The organism is Amycolatopsis rhabdoformis, from assembly GCF_035918295.1.
GTDB classification, from domain to species: domain Bacteria; phylum Actinomycetota; class Actinomycetes; order Mycobacteriales; family Pseudonocardiaceae; genus Amycolatopsis; species Amycolatopsis rhabdoformis.
Genome location: NZ_CP142149.1, coordinates 5,561,958 through 5,578,884, shown reverse-complemented (window position 1 = coordinate 5,578,884; position 16,927 = coordinate 5,561,958). Strand labels below are relative to the sequence as shown.

The 16,927-nt window shown below is 71.5% G+C and carries 15 protein-coding genes; 11 read left to right on the top strand and 4 right to left on the bottom strand.

Annotation, left to right across the window (positions count from 1 at the left end):
* Positions 1 to 13: 13 nt before the first annotated feature.
* Entirely contained in the window at positions 14 to 748 is a 735-nt protein-coding gene (locus VSH64_RS25665) for a TetR/AcrR family transcriptional regulator (RefSeq protein ID WP_326565233.1), read from the top strand.
* On the opposite strand, the gene VSH64_RS25660 is transcribed toward VSH64_RS25665, so the two are convergent.
* A complete protein-coding gene (locus VSH64_RS25660; protein WP_326565232.1) occupies positions 720 to 2,099 on the bottom strand; it encodes an MFS transporter in 1,380 nt (459 codons plus the stop codon). The genes VSH64_RS25665 and VSH64_RS25660 overlap by 29 nt on opposite strands.
* A 183-nt stretch (positions 2,100 to 2,282) precedes the next feature.
* Between VSH64_RS25660 and VSH64_RS25655 the strand changes: the two genes are divergently transcribed.
* From VSH64_RS25655 to VSH64_RS25615, 9 genes are all read left to right on the top strand, one after another.
* A complete protein-coding gene (locus VSH64_RS25655) occupies positions 2,283 to 2,759 on the top strand; it encodes an ATP-binding protein (protein ID WP_326565231.1) in 477 nt (158 codons plus the stop codon).
* Between the two features lie 154 nt (positions 2,760 to 2,913).
* Entirely contained in the window at positions 2,914 to 3,600 is a 687-nt protein-coding gene (locus VSH64_RS25650; protein ID WP_326565230.1) for an ArsR/SmtB family transcription factor, read from the top strand.
* An 18-nt stretch (positions 3,601 to 3,618) separates the two neighbouring features.
* A complete protein-coding gene (locus tag VSH64_RS25645) occupies positions 3,619 to 4,344 on the top strand; it encodes a haloacid dehalogenase type II (protein ID WP_326565229.1) in 726 nt (241 codons plus the stop codon).
* Between the two features lie 151 nt (positions 4,345 to 4,495).
* The gene (locus VSH64_RS25640; RefSeq protein ID WP_326565228.1) at positions 4,496 to 5,944 is read left to right on the top strand and encodes an FAD-linked oxidase C-terminal domain-containing protein; all 1,449 of its coding nucleotides are present in this window, start codon (positions 4,496 to 4,498) and stop codon (positions 5,942 to 5,944) included.
* A gap of 5 nt (positions 5,945 to 5,949) precedes the next feature.
* Complete coding sequence (locus VSH64_RS25635) at positions 5,950 to 7,077, top strand: FAD-binding protein (protein ID WP_326565227.1); 1,128 nt, start codon at positions 5,950 to 5,952, stop codon at positions 7,075 to 7,077.
* Positions 7,074 to 8,390, top strand: a complete 1,317-nt coding sequence (locus VSH64_RS25630) for a (Fe-S)-binding protein (protein WP_326565226.1) — start codon at positions 7,074 to 7,076, stop codon at positions 8,388 to 8,390. The genes VSH64_RS25635 and VSH64_RS25630 overlap by 4 nt, the downstream gene beginning before the upstream one ends.
* Positions 8,391 to 8,420: 30 nt before the next feature.
* A complete protein-coding gene (locus VSH64_RS25625) occupies positions 8,421 to 9,305 on the top strand; it encodes a 2-hydroxy-3-oxopropionate reductase (RefSeq protein WP_407655560.1) in 885 nt (294 codons plus the stop codon).
* A gap of 22 nt (positions 9,306 to 9,327) precedes the next feature.
* Positions 9,328 to 11,097: a glyoxylate carboligase gene (gene gcl / locus VSH64_RS25620; RefSeq protein WP_326565225.1), complete on the top strand. Its 1,770-nt coding sequence runs from the start codon at positions 9,328 to 9,330 to the stop codon at positions 11,095 to 11,097.
* A 124-nt stretch (positions 11,098 to 11,221) separates the two neighbouring features.
* Positions 11,222 to 12,334 carry a lactonase family protein gene (locus tag VSH64_RS25615; protein WP_326565224.1) on the top strand — a complete coding sequence of 371 codons (1,113 nt, stop codon included), beginning with the start codon at positions 11,222 to 11,224 and terminating at the stop codon, positions 12,332 to 12,334.
* Between the two features lie 40 nt (positions 12,335 to 12,374).
* On the opposite strand, the gene VSH64_RS25610 is transcribed toward VSH64_RS25615, so the two are convergent.
* Entirely contained in the window at positions 12,375 to 14,360 is a 1,986-nt protein-coding gene (locus VSH64_RS25610; protein ID WP_326565223.1) for a S53 family peptidase, read from the bottom strand.
* An 86-nt stretch (positions 14,361 to 14,446) separates the two neighbouring features.
* The gene (locus tag VSH64_RS25605) at positions 14,447 to 14,743 is read right to left on the bottom strand and encodes a hypothetical protein (protein ID WP_326565222.1); all 297 of its coding nucleotides are present in this window, start codon (positions 14,741 to 14,743) and stop codon (positions 14,447 to 14,449) included.
* 183 nt (positions 14,744 to 14,926) lie between these two features.
* Here VSH64_RS25605 and VSH64_RS25600 point away from each other — a divergent pair, with 183 nt between their 5' ends.
* Positions 14,927 to 16,117 (top strand): outer membrane protein assembly factor BamB family protein, encoded by a 1,191-nt coding sequence (locus VSH64_RS25600; RefSeq protein WP_326565221.1) that lies wholly within the window; start codon positions 14,927 to 14,929, stop codon positions 16,115 to 16,117.
* A 16-nt stretch (positions 16,118 to 16,133) separates the two neighbouring features.
* Here the strand turns inward: VSH64_RS25600 and VSH64_RS25595 are convergent, their stop codons facing one another.
* Complete coding sequence (locus VSH64_RS25595; protein ID WP_326565220.1) at positions 16,134 to 16,784, bottom strand: helix-turn-helix transcriptional regulator; 651 nt, start codon at positions 16,782 to 16,784, stop codon at positions 16,134 to 16,136.
* Between the last annotated feature and the right edge of the window lie 143 nt (positions 16,785 to 16,927).

The following is a 16,927-nucleotide window of genomic DNA, read 5'->3' as shown; positions in this document are numbered from 1 at the left end:
TCAAGATGGCGGCATGGTCGAGCGCAACACCACTCGCAAGTCACCGCGGCGGACGGACGCGCTCTCCCGCGAGCGCATCACCGCGGCCGCCGTCGAGCTGCTCGACGCGGCCGGCGAAGGCGGGCTCACCTTCCGCGCGCTGAGCGAGCGGCTCGCCACCGGGCCCGGCGCGATCTACTGGCACGTGGCGAACAAGAGCGAGCTGCTCGAAGCGGCGACCGACGCCGTGGTGGCCGCCGCGTTGCCCGCGCCCGTCACCCCGGTCGCCGCCGACGAGTGCGTCGAGCTGGCCAAGCCGGAAGCACCGGTGCGCTCGCCGCAGGACGAGATCCGCGCGGTCGCGCTCGGGCTGTTCACCGCGATCGCCGAACACCCCTGGCTCGCCACGCAGGTGACGCTGCAGCTGTCGCTCGGGCCGGCGAAACCCGTGCCCCTGCGGCTGTTCGAGAGCCTCGGCCGCCAGGTCGGCGCGCTGGGCGTGCCCCAGGAGAGCTGGTTCACGGCGGCCTCGGCGTTGATGCACTACATCTTGGGCGCGGCCGCGCAGAACGCGTCGAACGCGCGCGTCGCCGGGTCCGAGGTGGGCCGTGCGGAGTTCCTCGACGCCGTGTCGGCGGCGTGGGAGGAGCTCGACCCGGACGAGTACCCGTTCACCCGGGCCGTGGCGCGCCAGGCGCGCGACCACGACGACCGCGAGCAGTTCCTCGCCGGGATCGACCTCATCCTTGCCGGGACAGCCGCCCGGTGACGACGTTGCCGGCGCTGCGCGACAGCCGGATCGCGGCGACGAACGGGATCACCAGCAGTACGGCCAACAGGGCCAGCGCCACGCGGAACGGGCCGGGCGCGTCCGTGGTGAGCAGGCCGCCGGCGCGGATGAGGAGGGCGCCGATGGCCACGCCGAGGCCGGCGCCGAGCTCCTGCAGGGTCGACAGCAGGGTGTTGGCGTGGTTCATCAGGGGCTCGTCGACGTCGGCGAACGCCACGCTGTTGTAGGCCGTGAAGCCGGTGGATCGTGCGATGCCGCTCACGAGCAGGAGGGCGAGCAGCACCGGCAGCGGGGTGTCGGCTCGCACGAACGCCAGGCCGACGAGGCAGGCGGCGCCGACGACGATCGACGCGAGCAGCACCGTGCGGATGCCGAAGGCGCGCATCAGGGGCGTGGTGGCGGGTTTGATGCCGACGTTGCCCACGAACAACGCGATCACGACCAGCCCGGCGCGCGCGGCGGACCAGCCGAACCCGAGCTGGAACAGCAGCGGTAGCACGAACGGGATCGCGGTGATCACGCCGCGGTAGATCGAGCCCGTGGCGGCCGTGATGCGGTAGGTCGCGATGCGCAGGATCCGCAGGTCGAGCAGGGGGTTCGGGGCGCGCAGCAGGTGCCGCACGGCCGAGCCGAGCCCCCCGGCCGCCACCGCCAGCGCCACGGCGGTCACGGGGCCGAAGCCCGAGCCGAGGCCTTCGAGCGCCACGACCAGCGCCGCGGTGCCGACGGCGACCCACGCGAACCCGGCCCGGTCGAACGGGGCCGGTCGCTCCGCGCGCAGGTCGGGCACGATCGCCCAGGCCACGGCCAGCGCGGCGACCCCGAGCGGCAGGTTGATCACGAAGATCCACCGCCACGACGCGTACTGCGCCAGCAGCCCGCCGACGACCGGCGCCACCACGGGTGCGAGCAAGGCCGGCCAGGTGAGGTACGCGACCGCGCGCACCAGGTCTTTCTTGGGGGTGGCCCGGAGCACGACCAGCCGGCCGACGGGCACCATCATCGCGCCGCCGACGCCTTGCACCACGCGGGCTGTTGTCAAAAGAACAAGGTTGGGGGCGAACGCACACGCCAATGAGGACAACGTGAACAACACAAGTGCGGTCGCGAACACGCGGCGCGCGCCGAAGCGGTCGGTGAGCCAGCCGCTGATCGGGATGAGGACGCCGAGCGTGAGGACGTAGGCCGTGATGGTCACGTTCACGTCGACGGAGCTCACGCCCAGATCGGCCGCCATCAGCGGTGCCGCGGGCGCGATCACGGTCGCGTCGATGATCTCCATGAAGAACGTGGCGGCGACCAGCAGCGCCAGCCCGCGCCGAAACCCCATGGCGCCCGAGCCTACTGGCCGCGCCCCGTGGTCCGGACCCACGCGACCGGGATCACACCGCGCCGGCCTCGGGATGCTTCAACTGCCGCCGATCGGGGTATCAGGACGCTGGATCATGCCGAAGTTCCCTAAGGAGCCCTGACCGCTGGTGGACTGTCCTGTGCGCTCGAGCCGGACCCGGCGATGACGGCGCTGCCGCTGACCGGCGGCGGTGACGAGCTGCACCTGGTGCGGAGCTGGACGCGCGCGCACCTCACGGACGTCGAGCCCGACGTGGTGATCGACATCGTCCAGGTCGTCGACGAGCTCACCAGCAACGCGGTCTCCCACGGCGGCCCACCACGCTGCGTGCGGCTCCTGCGCCGCCCTGGCCTCGTCCGCATCGAGGTCGACGACAGCACCGCGGCCCGCGCGCACCCCCGCCCCCCGGACGACAACGGCGGACGCGGCCTCCACCTCGTCGACGCCGTGTGCGTCGCGTGGGGCCAGGAGGTGACGGCGACCGGGAAGACGGTGTGGGCGGAGCTGGCCGTGGGGCCGATCGCGACCAACGGCAACGGAACGGCCAACGGCAACGGCACGACCAACGGCGACGGCAACGGCAATGGCACGAACAACCACGGAACGGGCAACGGCAACGGAACCGGCAGCGTCGGATAGCGCCGAGGTGATCCTCGAAAACCGATAGGCGATCCGAGCGCGCCAGGCCGATACACCGCGGACGCTGACCGCGACCGAAGACGCGAGCCGGCAGCCCAGGCACACCGGCCATTGTTCAACCGCCGCTCAACTGTTCCCGAGTTATCGTGACTTCATGGCAGGTGACGCGGATCTCGCCCGGATCGGCTTCCTCCTGTCCGACCGCAACCGCGCGGCGATGTTGCTGCTGTTGCTCGACGGACGCCCGCAGCCCGTGTCGGCCCTGATGGTCGAGGTCGGCATTTCGGCCTCACTCGCGAGCACACACTTGCGCAAGCTCAAGGACGGCGGCCTCGTGGTGGTCGAGGTGTCCGGACGTCAGCGGCTGTACCGGATCGCGAGCCCGGTGGCCGACGCGATCGAGGGCCTGCTGCTGCTCGCGCCGCCCGGGCCCGCGAAGTCGTTGCGGGAAGCCACGCGTGGCCGGAAGCTGCGTGAGGCCAGGGTTTGTTACGACCACCTCGCCGGCACCGTGGGCGTCGCGATCAACGATGCCTTCCTGCGCAAGGGTTTCCTCGTGGAGGACCGCGACGTCTACCGGGTGTCCGCCGAAGGCCGCGCGGAGCTGGCGGCGCGCGGAATCGACGTCGACGACTTGAGCGGGCGCGCGCGACCGCTGGCGCGGCCGTGCATGGACTGGAGCGAACGCCGCCACCACCTCGCGGGCAGCCTCGGCGCCGCGGTGAAGAGCCGGCTGCTCGAGCTGGGCTGGATCGACCTGCTCGAGGCGAGCCGCGCCGTCGACCTCACCGACGCGGGCCGCCACGAGCTCGACGCGTGGCTGGGAGTACGCCCGGATTAGCAACGAGAACGGAGCGAGATGTTCGATGTCAGCGAGGTGACGGTGGTCGCCGTGGACGTGTTCGGGACCACTGTGGACTGGCGCCGCGGCGTGCTCGACGGCCTGCGCGCCCACCACGAGAACGACTTCGACCACGCCGCGCTCGTGGACGCCTGGCGCGAGCGCTACCTGCCGGCCGTCGCGCAGATCAACAGCGGCGAACGGGAGTGGGCGAACCTCGACGCCGTGCACCGCGAAGCGCTCGATCAGTGTCTCGCGGAGTTCGGCGTCTCCGGGATCGACGCCGAAGCCCGCGAACGGATGGTGCGCGCCTGGGACGCGCTGCCGCCGTGGCCGGACGCCGCCGAGGGGCTGGCCGAGCTGCGCCGCGATTTCCTGGTGGTCGCGCTGTCCAACGGCGGCTTCGCCCAGTTGGCCCACGTCGTGAAGGGCGCCGGTCTCGGCTTCGACGCGATCGTGTCGGCCGAGAACGTCGGCGCGTACAAACCGGACCGCCGCGCGTACCTCAACGCCGCGAAGCTGCTCGACGTCGAACCGCGCAACGTCCTCATGGTCGCGGCCCACACCTGGGACATCCACGGCGCGCGCGACGCCGGGTTCCACACGGCCTTCGTGGAGCGGCCCGGGGAAAAGGGACCTGACCGCCCGGCCGACACCGCCGGGAACACCGACTGCGACCTCGCCGCCGTGAGCTTCACCGACCTCGCGGACCGCCTCCGAGCGCTCCGCGACAGCCAGGAGTAATTTCACAATGCGGAAGCTAAATTACACTTGGTGGAAATTTCTGGGCCTCAGGCCTTGTGACGCCGTGGGCTGAGGGTTAGCGTTGGTCGGGCGACGACTTGACTTTCAGCCCTCCCGGACGCCCGGGGACGACCTGGTGGAGGTGGCGACGGTGCTCCAGCACTTGCACGCTGAATTCGTCGAGGCCGTCGGTGCCGGAGCGGTGGTGTCCGACCCGGTCGCGCTGCGGTCCTACGAGTGCGACGGGTTGACCGGGTTCCGCGTGGTCCCGTCGCTGGTTCTGGTGCCGGCCACGGCTGACGCGGTGGCCGCGGCCGTGCGGGTCTGCGCGAAGCACGGCGTGCCGTTCGTCGCCCGCGGCGCCGGCAGCGGGCTGTCCGGTGGTGCGCTGCCGGTGGCCGACGGAGTCGTGATCTCGTTGCAGCGCCTGCGATCCGTGGTCGAGATCGACGTGGTGAACCGGCGCGCGGTCGTCGAGCCCGGAGTGACCAATGTGGACATCAGCCGGGCGGCGGCGCCGTACGGGCTGTACTTCGCGCCGGACCCGTCGTCGCAGCAGGTGTGCACGATCGGCGGCAACATCGCGGAGAACTCCGGTGGCGCCCACTGCCTCAAGTACGGCTTCACCGTGCACCACGTCCACTCCGCCGAGGTGGTGCTGCCCGACGGCACGACCACGGTGCTCGGCGGCGACAGCCCGCACCTCGGCGGCTACGACCTGCTCGGCGCGTTCATCGGCTCCGAGGGCACACTCGGCATCGCCACGCGCATCACCGTGAAGCTGCTGGCCAAACCGGCCGCGGTGAAAACCCTCGTCGCCGATTTCCCGTCCGTGGAGCAGGCCGGGGACACCGTGAGCGCCGTGATCGAGGACGGCATCGTGCCGGCGGCGGTCGAGATGATGGACGCGCTGGCCATCGAAGCCGTCGAAGCCGCGGTCGACGCCGGCTATTCGCGCGACGCGGCCGCGGCGCTGGTGGTGGAGCTCGACGGCCCGCAGGCCGAGGTCGACGCGCAGTTCGCGCAGGTCCGCCGGCTGTGTGACCGCTTCGGTGCCACCAAGCTGCGCATCCCCGCCACCGCGGAGGAGCGCGCGCTCGTGTGGCGGGGCCGCAAGGCCGCCTTCGCCGCGGTCGGGCGGATCAGCCCCAACTACTTCGTGCAGGACGGTGTCGTCCCGCGCACGCAGCTCGCCACCGCGTTGACGCGGATCGCGGAGCTCGCCGCGGCCGCCGGCCTGCGCGTGGCGAACGTGTTCCACGCCGGCGACGGCAACCTGCACCCGCTGGTGCTCTACAGCGAGGCCGCCGGCGAGCACGAGGAGGCCGAGGCGCTGTCGCGCTCCATCGCCGAGCTGTGCGTGGACCTCGGTGGCTCGCTCTCCGGTGAGCACGGCATCGGCACCGACAAGGCGTGTTCGATGCCCCGGCAGTTCAGCGCCGACGATCTGGCCACGATGGCCCGGCTGCGGCTCGCCTTCGACCCCGAAGGCATCAGCAACCCGGGCAAACTGCTGCCGACGCCGCGGTTGTGCGGCGAACGGCCGGGTGTCTACAAACCGCACCCGCTCGAAGCCGCCGGCCTGATCGAACGGATGTGAGGGCCGTGCACTCGCTCTCCCCGTCCACTGTGGACGAAGTGCGCGCCGCGGTGGCCGACACCGCCGGGACGCATCCGCGGCTGCTCATCACCGGTGCGGGCACCGCGGCTGGTTGGGGCGCGCCCGCGGCGCCGGCCGACGCGATCGTCGACACCACCGCGCTGTCCGGCGTGGTCAAGTACGCGCCGGCCGACCTCACGATCGCGGTGCTGGCCGGCACGCCGTTCACCGCGATCCAGCAGACGCTCGCCGAAGCGGGCCAGCGCGTGGCCTTCGACCCGGCCCGGGCCCGCCACGGCGCCACGGTCGGCGGACTGCTGGCCACGGCCGACGCCGGGCCGTTGCGCACGGCGTTCGGCAGCCTGCGCGACCTGGTCATCGGCACCACCGTGGTGCTCGGCGACGCCACGGTCGCGAGCTCCGGCGGGCACGTGATCAAGAACGTCGCGGGGTACGACCTGGCGAAGCTCTTCCACGGTTCGCTCGGCACGCTCGGGGTCGTCGCCGAAGTCGTGCTGCGGCTGCATCCGCTTCCGCAGGCGACGAGCACGGTGGCCGTGGACGCCGGCGTCGCCGAGGCGTTCGAGCTGGCCGGGAAGATCGTGATGACCGGCTGGGAAGCGTCGGCGCTCGAATGGTGCGACGGGCGGCTCCTGGTGAAGCTCGAGGGAACCGAGGCCGGGGTCCGGCAGCGCGAAGCCGAGGTGTGCCGGCTCGCCGGTGCATCGGCCCGCGCGCTCAGCGACGAGGAAGCCGCCACGGCTTGGGAAAGCGTCGCGGCGGTGGCCGACGGCGGTCCGAACGCGACGGTCGTGCGGATCGGCACGTTGCCGGCCGCGGGTCCCGCGGTGGTCGAGAAGCTGGCGAGCGCCACCAGTTCCGTCGCGATCGGGGTGCACACCGCGCGCTTCGAAGGCGGTGACCACGACGAGCTCCTCGCCCGGCTGCACACGGAGTTCGGTGCGGCCGTGACCGTGCTGCACCGCGAAGGCCTTTCCGACCGCAGTGGTTGGGGTCCGCCGCCGGCACCGGTCGGTGTGCTGCGGGCCGTGAAGCGACAGTTCGACCCCGCGGGCCGGTTCGGTGCGGGCCGGTTCACCCCTTGGCTCGAGAACGAGGAGCGTGCGTCATGACGTCGACCGTCGACAGCTCGTTCGACGAGCACCACCCGCCGCGGCAGAACCTGCTCGACGACTGCGTCCACTGTGGCTTCTGCCTGCCCACGTGCCCGACCTATGTGGTCACGGGTCAGGAAATGGAGTCGCCGCGCGGCCGCATCTACCTGATGGATCTGGCCGCCAAGGGCGAGATCGGCCTGGACGAGACGTTCGGCCACCACATCGACACCTGCCTCGGCTGCCTCGCGTGCACCACGGCGTGCCCCTCGGGCGTGCAGTACGACAAGCTCATCGAATCCGTGCGGCCACAGGTCGAGCGCCACGTGCCGCGGGGTTTCTTCGACAAGGTGTTCCGCGCGTTCGTGTTCTCGCTCTTCCCGTACCCGCGCCGGCTGCGGTTCGCGGCGTTCGGTGGCCTGCTCTACAGCCGTCTCGGCATCCGTGCGCTCGTGCACCGCCTGGGCGTGCTGAAAGCGCTGCCGCCGCGGCTGCGGGCATTGGAGGCGCTGCTGCCGCCGGTGACCCTGCGGGCGCTGTTCCGCAAGACGCCCGAACGCACGCTTCAGGCACCCGGCGAGGCGCGGCTGCGCGTGGGCCTGCTCGCGGGCTGCGCGAACCGCGTGTTCTTCGGCGACGTGAACGCGGCGACCATCCGCGTGCTCGCCGCCGAAGGCTGTGACGTCTACGTGCCGCAGGACAATCAGTGCTGCGGTGCACTGTCCGTCCACGCGGGACAGGAGGCCGACGGGCTCACCCGGGCCAAGGCGACGATCGAGATGTTCGAGCGGTACGACCTCGACGTCGTGGTGGCCAACGTCGCCGGGTGCGGCTCCACGCTCAAGGAGTACGGCGATCTGCTGGCCGACGTGCCGGAGTACGCCGAGCGGGCGAAGACCTTCTCGGCGCGGGTGCGCGACGTCAACGAACTCGTCGCGGACCTGCCGGCCCGCGCGCCGCGGCACGAGCTGAGCACCAAGGTCGCCTACCACGACGCCTGCCACCTGGCCAACGCCCAGGGCATCCGCCGGCAGCCGCGTGAGCTCCTGCGAAGCATTCCCGGGCTGTCCGTGCACGACATCGCCGAGGCGGAGCTGTGCTGCGGGTCGGCCGGGATCTACAACCTCGTGCAGCCCGAGACGGCCGAGGAACTGGGCCGTCGCAAGGCGAAGCACCTCGCGGACGTCGAGCCGGACGTGGTGGCCACCGCCAACGCCGGCTGTCTGCTGCAGATCCGCCGGTTCCTCGACCAGGGCATCCCGGTCGTGCACCCGATCCAGCTGCTCGACGCGTCGATCCGCGGCGTCGATCCCCTCGAGACGCGTTCCTGAGCGTCGGTTTTCCGAAAGCGAGTTCTCACGATGAGCACGGTGGGTTTCTTCGGGCTGGGCATCATGGGCCTGCCGATGGCCGAGAACCTGGTCAAGGCCGGGCACGACGTCGTCGGCTACAACCGCAGCCCGCGGCGGGTCGAGGCCTTCGTCGCCGCGGGTGGCCGAGGTGCGTCGAGCATCGCGGAAGCGGTCGACGGGGCTGATTTCGTGATCACGATGGTGCCCGACTCGCCCGACGTCGCGGCCTTGGCCATGGGCGAGGGCGGCATTTTCGAGCACTCGCACCGCGGACAGCTGTTCATCGACATGAGCACCATCGAGCCGGCGACGTCGCGCAAGGTCGCCGAGGCCGGTGCCGAGGTCGGGGTGCGGGTACTCGACGCGCCGGTGTCCGGCGGGGAAGCCGGTGCCGTCGAGGGTGTGCTGTCCATCATGGTCGGTGGTGCCGCCGAAGACTTCGCCGCCGCCAAGCCGGTGTTCGACGCGGTCGGCCGGACGGTCGTGCACGTCGGGCCCCACGGTGCGGGCCAGACGGTGAAGGCCGCCAACCAGCTGATGGTGGCCGGTCACCTGCAGCTGCTGGCCGAGGCGCTCGTGCTCGCCGAAGCGTCCGATGTGGACCCGGCGGTGGCCGTCGAGGTGCTCGGGGGCGGGCTGGCCGGCAGCACCGTGCTGGAGCGCAAGTCCGCCGGCATGCTCAAGCGCGATTTCACCCCCGGTTTCCGCCTTTCCTTGCACCACAAGGACATGGGCATCGTCACCGCGGCTGCACGGGAGGCCGGGGTGGCGATCCCCCTCGGCAGTGCGGTCGCCCAGCTGATCGCCGCCCTCGTCGCGCGTGGCGACGGCGGACTCGACCACTCCGGTCTGCTCAAGCTCACCGAAGAGCTCGCCGGCCGGACCCACCAGTAGTTCCTCAGTCAGGAGTGGAACCATGCCCAGAATGACCGCGGCCGACGCCGCCGTCGCCGTGCTGCGCCGAGAAGGCATCACCCAGGCGTTCGGGCTGCCCGGCGCCGCCATCAACCCGTTCTACGCGGCGCTGCGCCGCGACGGGAACATCGCCCACACCCTCGCCCGCCATGTCGAAGGAGCCTCGCACATGGCGGAGGGGTACACGCGGACCGAGCCGGGCAACATCGGCGTGTGCCTGGGCACCTCGGGGCCGGCGGGCACGGACATGATCACCGGTCTGTACTCGGCGAGCGCGGATTCCATCCCGATCCTGTGCATCACCGGACAAGCGCCGGTGGCGAAGTTGCACAAGGAGGACTTCCAGGCCGTCGACATCGCCGCCATCGCCGCCCCGGTGACCAAGTGGGCCGTGACGGTGATGGAGCCCGCGCAGGTCCCGGGCACGATCCAGAAGGCGTTCTGGCTCATGCGCACCGGCCGGCCCGGTCCGGTGCTCGTCGACCTGCCGATCGACGTGCAGCTGGCCGAGATCGAGTTCGACATCGACTCCTACGAGCCGCTGCCGGTCGCCAAGCCGGCCGCGACTCGGGCCCAGGTCGACCGCGCGCTCGACCTGCTGGCCGCGGCCGAGCGGCCGGTGATCGTGGCCGGCGGTGGCATCATCAACGCCGACGGCGCCGACCTGCTGGTCGAGTTCGCCGAGCTCACCGGCGTGCCGGTGATCCCGACCCTCATGGGCTGGGGCACGATCCCCGACGACCACCCGCTGATGGTCGGCATGGCGGGGATCCAGACGAGCCACCGCGGCGCCAACGCGACCATGCTCGAGTCCGATTTCGTGCTGGGCATCGGCAACCGCTGGGCCAACCGGCACACCGGTGACCTCGACGTGTACCGCGGCGAGCGCACCTTCGTGCACGTCGACATCGAGCCGACGCAGATCGGCCGCGTGTTCGCGCCGCACTACGGCATCGTGTCCGACGCGAAGGCCGCGCTCCAGCAGTTCGTGGCGGCCGCGCGGGATCGGCAGGCCGCCGGGGAGTTGGCCGACCGGTCGGCGTGGGCCGCCGACTGCGCCCGGCGCAAGGCGACGATGGAACGCAAGACCCACTTCGACGAGGTGCCGATCAAGCCGCAGCGCGTGTACGAGGAGATGAACCGAGTGTTCGGCCCGGACACCCGTTACGTCTCGGCCATCGGTCTCTCGCAGATCGCCGCCGCGCAGTTCCTGCACGTGTACCGGCCGCGGCACTGGATCAACTGCGGTCAGGCCGGGCCGCTCGGCTGGACGGTGCCGGCCGCGCTCGGCGTCGCCAGCGCCGACCCGGAAGCCGAGGTCGTGGCGATCAGCGGCGACTACGACTTCCAGTTCATGATCGAAGAGCTGGCCGTCGGCGCGCAGTTCAACCGGCCGTATGTGCACGTGCTGGTGAACAACTCCTACCTCGGCCTGATCCGGCAGGCGCAGCGCGCGTTCGACATGGACTACAACGTGCAGCTGGGCTTCGAGAACGTGAACTCGCCCGAGACCGCCGGCTACGGCGTGGACCACGTGAAGGTGGCCGAGGGCCTGGGCTGCAAGGCGATCCGCGTGCGCCGGCCCGAGGACCTGCGCGCGGGCTTCGAAAAGGCCCGCCAGCTCGCGGCCGAGTACCGCGTGCCCGTGATCGTGGAGGTCATCCTCGAGCGGGTCACCAACATCTCGATGGGTGCCGATCTCGCGGGCGTCCACGAGTTCGAGCCGCTGGCCGAAAGCGAGGAGGACGCGCCCACCGCCCTGGTGCGCTGACGTCCGAAGTGGAGGGAAGCGGCGCGGGTTGAGTCAAGCGCCGTAAGGAATCGGAAACTACTGGTTCCCGCACGCCGCCGATTAGTCTGGTTCCGATCGGACTCTTCGACGCGGGGGAACATCCATGGTGAAGCGCTTGGTGGCCGGCGGCCTCGTGGTCGTGGCCGGGCTCACGGCTTGTTCGGCCGGGCCCACCACGCCCGCGGCCCCCGGTCCACGCGCGGTGTACGTCACCAACTGGGCGTCGGACACCATCGCCGAATTCACCCTCGCGGACGACGGTTCGCTGAAAGCCCCGGCGATCTCCCTGCCGGTGGGCAAGGGCGACACTCACCCGCAGGCGTCGATCCGTTCGCACGACGGAAAATGGCTCTACGTCGGCAACTGGGGCACCCGTGATGTCACGCCATACCGGATCGAAGCCGACGGTCGCCTCACCGCGTTCCCGGCCGAACACGGGCCGGCGCCGGAACCCGTGACCCCGTCGGGCATCGCGCTGAGCCCGGACGGCAAGAACCTCTACACCGCCAACTTCAGCAACGGCGGCGACGGAACCGTTTCCCACTACCGCGTTTCCGCCGACGGCCGGCCCCACGGCGTGGCCACGGTCCCCGCGCACGGCCGCGGGACCACCGCCGTCGCCGTCTCGCCCGACGGCCACACCGTGCTCACGGCCAACAGCGCCTCCGGTGACGTCTCGGCGTTCTCCGTCGCCGCCGACGGCAGCCTCACCTGGGTCACGACCGTCGCCACCGGCAAGGGCGCGTTCTTCGCGGCCATCACGCCGGACAGCGCCCACGCGCTCGTGACCAACTCACTCGCCGACAGCGTGAGTTTCCTCCGCCTGGGCACCGATTCGCGGCCCGCCGTGGTGAGCACGGTGGCGAACCCGGCCGACGAACCCCGCGGCATCGCCCTCACGGCCCAGGGCGATCGCGCCTACATCGCCAATTTCGCCAACGGCACCGGTCCCGGCCACATCACCACGTTCACCGTGACCGCCACGGGCCTGCGCCCGGCCGGCCCGGCCGTGGCGACCGGCGGCAACGGCGCCGAAGGCATCGCGCTGTCCCACGACGGCAAAAGCCTGTACAACGCCAACTTCAACACCAACGGCGACGGCAGCGTCACCAGCTACCCCCTGGCCGCCGACGGCTCGGTCGGCACCCCGCGGCCGCCGGTGCTCACGGGTGGCCGTCAGCCTGACCTGACGAGCATCACCCTGCCGGTGAGCTGACCGGGCCGGCCCCGGCTGCCGCTGCCGGGGCCGGTTCGGGCTATTCGCGCGCGAAGGACGCCAGGTACGCGGCGGTCGGCGTGCCGACGCCGGTGGTGGTGTCGTAGCCGGGTGTCGTGGTGAGCGAGGTGTCGAGGCCGGTGGTGCGCAGCGTCGTGACCAAACCCTCGCTCGCGTCGAGCGAGTTGGCGTAGTCGACGCGCACCAGGGCCGGGTTCCGGCCGGTGCCCAGCGGGTTTCCGGTCGGGTCGCGGAACAGCCGGTCGCGGTACTTCCGGTAGATCAGCGGGTTGGCGAAGCCGAGCGGTTTGCCGGTGAGCTGCTGCGCGAGGGCCTGGATGCCGGCGATCACCGGCGCCGCCACCGAGGTGCCCCCGATGCGGTGCTCGTTGTACTGCTTGGTGCCGTCGGGGAAGAGCTGTGTGTCACCGGTGACGAACCCGGTGGTGGGGTCGCCGACCGCGGCGATGTCCGGCGTCACGCGCACCGCGGTGGCCGATCCGTCCGGATGCGACAGTACGTCCGGCACGATTCCGCGCTGGTACGCCGGTTGCGCGGTGCCGGGCACCGCGCCGCCGCCGGTGCCGTTGATGAAGCCGCCGGGCGGGCCCTGCCAGGCGGAACCGTCGGCGCTCAGCGGCGCGCTGTGCGAGCCCCAGCCGGTCTCCCACAGGTACTTGTCACCGGCGCCGATGGCGAGCGTGGTTCCGCCGACGGCCGTGACCCACGGGTCGCGCGCGGGGAAGTCGACCTCACCGGTGTGGGTGTTGTCGAGCCGGAAGTCACCGAGGTCGCCGTTGTCACCGGACGCCGCGTAGAAGCCGATGCCCTGCACGGCGCCGAGCTGCAGCAGGCTGTCCACAGTGGCGTGGTCGGCGGGGGTGACGGGATCGACGGCGTACCAGGAGTTGGACACGATGTCGGCGAGGTGGTGGTCGACCACGGTCGCGATCGAGTCGTAGAAGTCCTCGCTGCGGCACGACGCCGAGCTCACCACGGTGAGGTCGGCCGCCGGCGCGAGGGCGTGCACGACCTCGGTGTCCAATGTCTGCTCACCGAACTGGCCGCCCGGGTCGCAGACGTCGAGGTTGGTGTACGCCGTGGGCGTCACCTGCCGGATCTGGCCCGGACGGTAGGCGGCGTCACCGTTGCGCGCGGCGTACTGGCCCAGGTCCGAGAGCAGCGTGGGCGAGGCGTACGCCGTGATCACGGCGATCTTCACGCCGGCGCCGGTCATCCCGGGCTTCGCCCCGTAGACGTCGCGCAGCTGCGTGCCGGTGTAGCCGCGCACCGCGTAGGGCACCTGGGCACCGTCGACCGCGGGCAGGTTCGTCGCGACCTTTTCGCCGTAGTAGTCGGACAACGGGCCGGCGTTGCGGAACACCGGCTCGGGCTGGGCGTCGGTAGGGGTAACCGTGTCGCTGACCGAGGGCGCCGGAGCACCCTCGACCGGCGCGGGGTGCGCGGGCAGCGCGGTGCCGGAGGTGGTGCGGCGCGGGGTGTCGTCGAGTCCGGTCACGGCCAGCACGTCGTGCGCCACCGCGGCCGGAACCGAGGGCTGCTGCGCGGTGGACCGGTACGTGGCGCCGTGGCGGGAGAAGCTCTTGAGGGTCACGGCGAACGCGGTGTCCACGGCGGAGGCCGGGCCGGCGAAAGTGAGGTAGTTCTGCGTGCGCGCGGTCACGCGCAGGTGGTTCGAGGTCAGCCAGCCGGCGACCCGGTCGGCTTGCTCCGGTGCCGGGCCGAAGCGCGTCAGCGCCTGGGCGGCGGTGAGGTAGTGGCCGTAGGAGCTCGAGTCCGGATCGGACACGGCCGAGGCATACGCGGCCAGGCCCGCCGGATCGCGATCGGCGAGGTAGACGCGGCCGGACACGGTGGTACCCGGCGCGACGTTCGTGGCTGACGAGACGGCCGGGGCCACGACGTCCGAGGCGACCGGATCACGGGTGGTGGTGGCGGCGGACGCACTCGGTGCCGAACCCAGGAGCAGGGTCAGGGTGAGCGCCGCGCTCAGCGGACTGATCATGCTCCGAGCCTAAGTCGGCGTGCACTGGCCGCGTGGTCACTCGTTCTCGGCCGAACCGACACGTTTTCCCGGCACAGCAGTGATTTTCAGGTGAGCATGTGCATGCCGCCGAAGAACGCGACAGCGAGGACACCCACGGCGAAGCCGACGAACAACGCGGCGCCGAGGCCCGGCCGCAGCCGTGTGCCCGCGTAGGCGAGGCCCAGCGTGAGGATCAGCCACGAGCCGATGAGCGCGACACCGCTCATCATCGACTCGGCGAAGATGGCCGCCACGCGCGCACCGGCGGCGACGAACAGGGCGAAGCCCGCCGCCGCGACGGGGATGACCCACGCCTTGCGGCCGAGGTGCTGGGGGCGGGCGGTTTCGGGTGACCTCTGCATGAGCTCGCTCCTCGGACTCGACGGCAACTGTTCGTAGTGTGCGCCGCGTCACGACAAAGATCCCTTACCGTCGGCTAACGCTCGCCGTGCTTCGCGCCCGGGCCGTGAATCGCTGTGGTGGTCAGGGTTTCGTAATCACCGCCTCACCCCGTCGTGGCGGTGCTCGCCAGTAGCTTCGGGATCGTGTTGTTCCGACGTTCCGCTCTCGCCGTCGCCGGTGGGCTGCTGCTGGCCGCCTGTGGCGCGGCTCCGGTCACGCCCGCTCGGGCGCCCTCGTTCCCGTTCCCGACGGAACCGGCCGGCACCACGGCGTGGGCGCCGTGGCCTTCGGCGTTGCACGACGCGCGGCACTCGGGGACCTCGGCTACCACCGGCCCGACGCACGGCACCATCCGCTGGCAGCGCCGGCTCGAAGGCGCCGTGACACCGGGGCCGGTGGTCGGCGCGGACGGCACGGTCTACGTGGCCTCGAACGGCGGAGTGCTGCACGCCCTCGATCCGGCCGACGGTCACGACAAGTGGACCTACGACACGAAGAACCCGGTCGGCGGCGACCTCTCGATCTCCCCGCTCGTGCTCCCCGGCGGCACGATCCTCCTCCCGAGCGGCGAGGACCTGATCGCGTTGACCGCGGCGGGCCGGCCACTGTGGACTCAGGCGTTCTCGTCCCGCGTCACGTCACCGGTGTCCGTGAACGGGCAGCGGGTCTACCTCGGCGCCGGCGACGGAAGCGTGTCCGCGCTCGACGTGACCGCTACCGGCGGCCACCACCTCGCCTGGACCGTCGACGCGGGAACGACCTCGTACGGCTCGGTGGTCACCGACGGCAAGGGCCGCGTGTACACCACGGCCGACTCGGCGCTGATCGCGCTCGACGACCGGGGCGGTTCCGGCCGGGTGGCGTGGCGGGCCGATCCGCACGACGACCTCACGGAGGTGTCGGCGGGGCTCGCGCCGGACGGCACCGTGCTGCTGGGCACCAACGGCCGCGCCGAGTGGGCCTACCACCCGGACGGCACGCTCGCCTGGCAGGCGCCCCGCGTGATCACGTACTCCTCGCCCGCGGTCACGCCCAGCGGTCTCGCCTACGTGGCCGACCACAGTGGACAGGTGCACGTGTTCGACGTCCACACCGGACGTGCGGTCGCCGACTACGGTCCCATCGGCGCGCAGATCTGGAGCTCGACGGTGGTCGATCCGGCCCACCACCTCTACTTCGGCGGGGAAAACGGCCACGCCTACGGGTTCGGCCCCGACGGCGGCCGGCTCTTCGACGTCGATCTCGGTGGCAAGGTCGACAGCTATCCCGCGCTCACCGGCGACGGCGCGCTCGTGATCGGCAGCCGCAACGGGCTGGTCACCGCGATCGGCTGAGCCGGGCCCGGCCGGCTCAGAGAACCCCGGCCCGCAAGGCGAACGCCACCGCCTGTGTGCGGTTGCGCAGGTTGAACCGGCCGATGATCGAGGCCAGGTCCTTCTTCACCGTGCTCTCCGAGTAGACCAGCGTCTTCGCGATCTCGCGGGTCTCGACGCCCTCGGCGAGCATGCGGAGGATCTCGACCTCCCGCGTGGACAGTCCGGGTCCGGTGTAGCCCAGGGGCTCCAGCACGTTGCTCTGCAGGCCGCGGATCTGCGCGACGAGGCTGCCGAGCAGCTGCGGCGACATCACGGCGGCGCCGTTGGCACTCGAGAGCACCGCGTCGGCGAGGTCGGCGCCCGTGGTGGTCGCGCGGTCGAGGACCGCGGCCACGCCGTGGCTCACCAGCGACAGCAGGGAATGCTCGCGGACGTCGGTGGTCAGCAGCACGATCGGCGCGCCGAGGGCGGCCGCGGCCTGGACGCAGCGCAGGGTGGTGGGGGCGAAGCGGTCGTCGGCGACCACGGTGACGTCCGGTGGTTCGGCGTCGGTGAGGCGAGCGGCTTCGACGCCGAGGAGCTTGCGGATGGCCTCGGTGGTGAGTGGGTCGGGGCCGAAGACCGCCACGGCGACTTCGGTGAGCGATCGGCGCGGCCTCGCCGCGGGGGGTGACCAGGACGTCACGGCGAATCCTTCCTCCTGCGGTGCCCTTCTCCCCTCGAAGATACTGAGCGGGGTCGCCGTTCACGGGGTTCGCAAGAGTTCGGTCACATGACAAATCCGGTGCTTGCGCCCAGGGAACGCGAATGAATCCACCCAGGGCAAGC

What these genes read in the sequence shown, in the direction of transcription:
- VSH64_RS25665 (WP_326565233.1), top strand. Translation starts at nt 14, where the DNA reads ATGGTCGAGCGCAACACCACTCGCAAGTCACCGCGGCGGACGGACGCG.
- VSH64_RS25660 (WP_326565232.1), bottom strand. Translation starts at nt 2,099, where the DNA reads ATGGGGTTTCGGCGCGGGCTGGCGCTGCTGGTCGCCGCCACGTTCTTC.
- VSH64_RS25655 (WP_326565231.1), top strand. Translation starts at nt 2,283, where the DNA reads ATGACGGCGCTGCCGCTGACCGGCGGCGGTGACGAGCTGCACCTGGTG.
- VSH64_RS25650 (WP_326565230.1), top strand. Translation starts at nt 2,914, where the DNA reads ATGGCAGGTGACGCGGATCTCGCCCGGATCGGCTTCCTCCTGTCCGAC.
- VSH64_RS25645 (WP_326565229.1), top strand. Translation starts at nt 3,619, where the DNA reads ATGTTCGATGTCAGCGAGGTGACGGTGGTCGCCGTGGACGTGTTCGGG.
- VSH64_RS25630 (WP_326565226.1), top strand. Translation starts at nt 7,074, where the DNA reads ATGACGTCGACCGTCGACAGCTCGTTCGACGAGCACCACCCGCCGCGG.
- VSH64_RS25625 (WP_407655560.1), top strand. Translation starts at nt 8,421, where the DNA reads ATGAGCACGGTGGGTTTCTTCGGGCTGGGCATCATGGGCCTGCCGATG.
- gcl (WP_326565225.1), top strand. Translation starts at nt 9,328, where the DNA reads ATGCCCAGAATGACCGCGGCCGACGCCGCCGTCGCCGTGCTGCGCCGA.
- VSH64_RS25615 (WP_326565224.1), top strand. Translation starts at nt 11,222, where the DNA reads ATGGTGAAGCGCTTGGTGGCCGGCGGCCTCGTGGTCGTGGCCGGGCTC.
- VSH64_RS25610 (WP_326565223.1), bottom strand. Translation starts at nt 14,360, where the DNA reads ATGATCAGTCCGCTGAGCGCGGCGCTCACCCTGACCCTGCTCCTGGGT.
- VSH64_RS25605 (WP_326565222.1), bottom strand. Translation starts at nt 14,743, where the DNA reads ATGCAGAGGTCACCCGAAACCGCCCGCCCCCAGCACCTCGGCCGCAAG.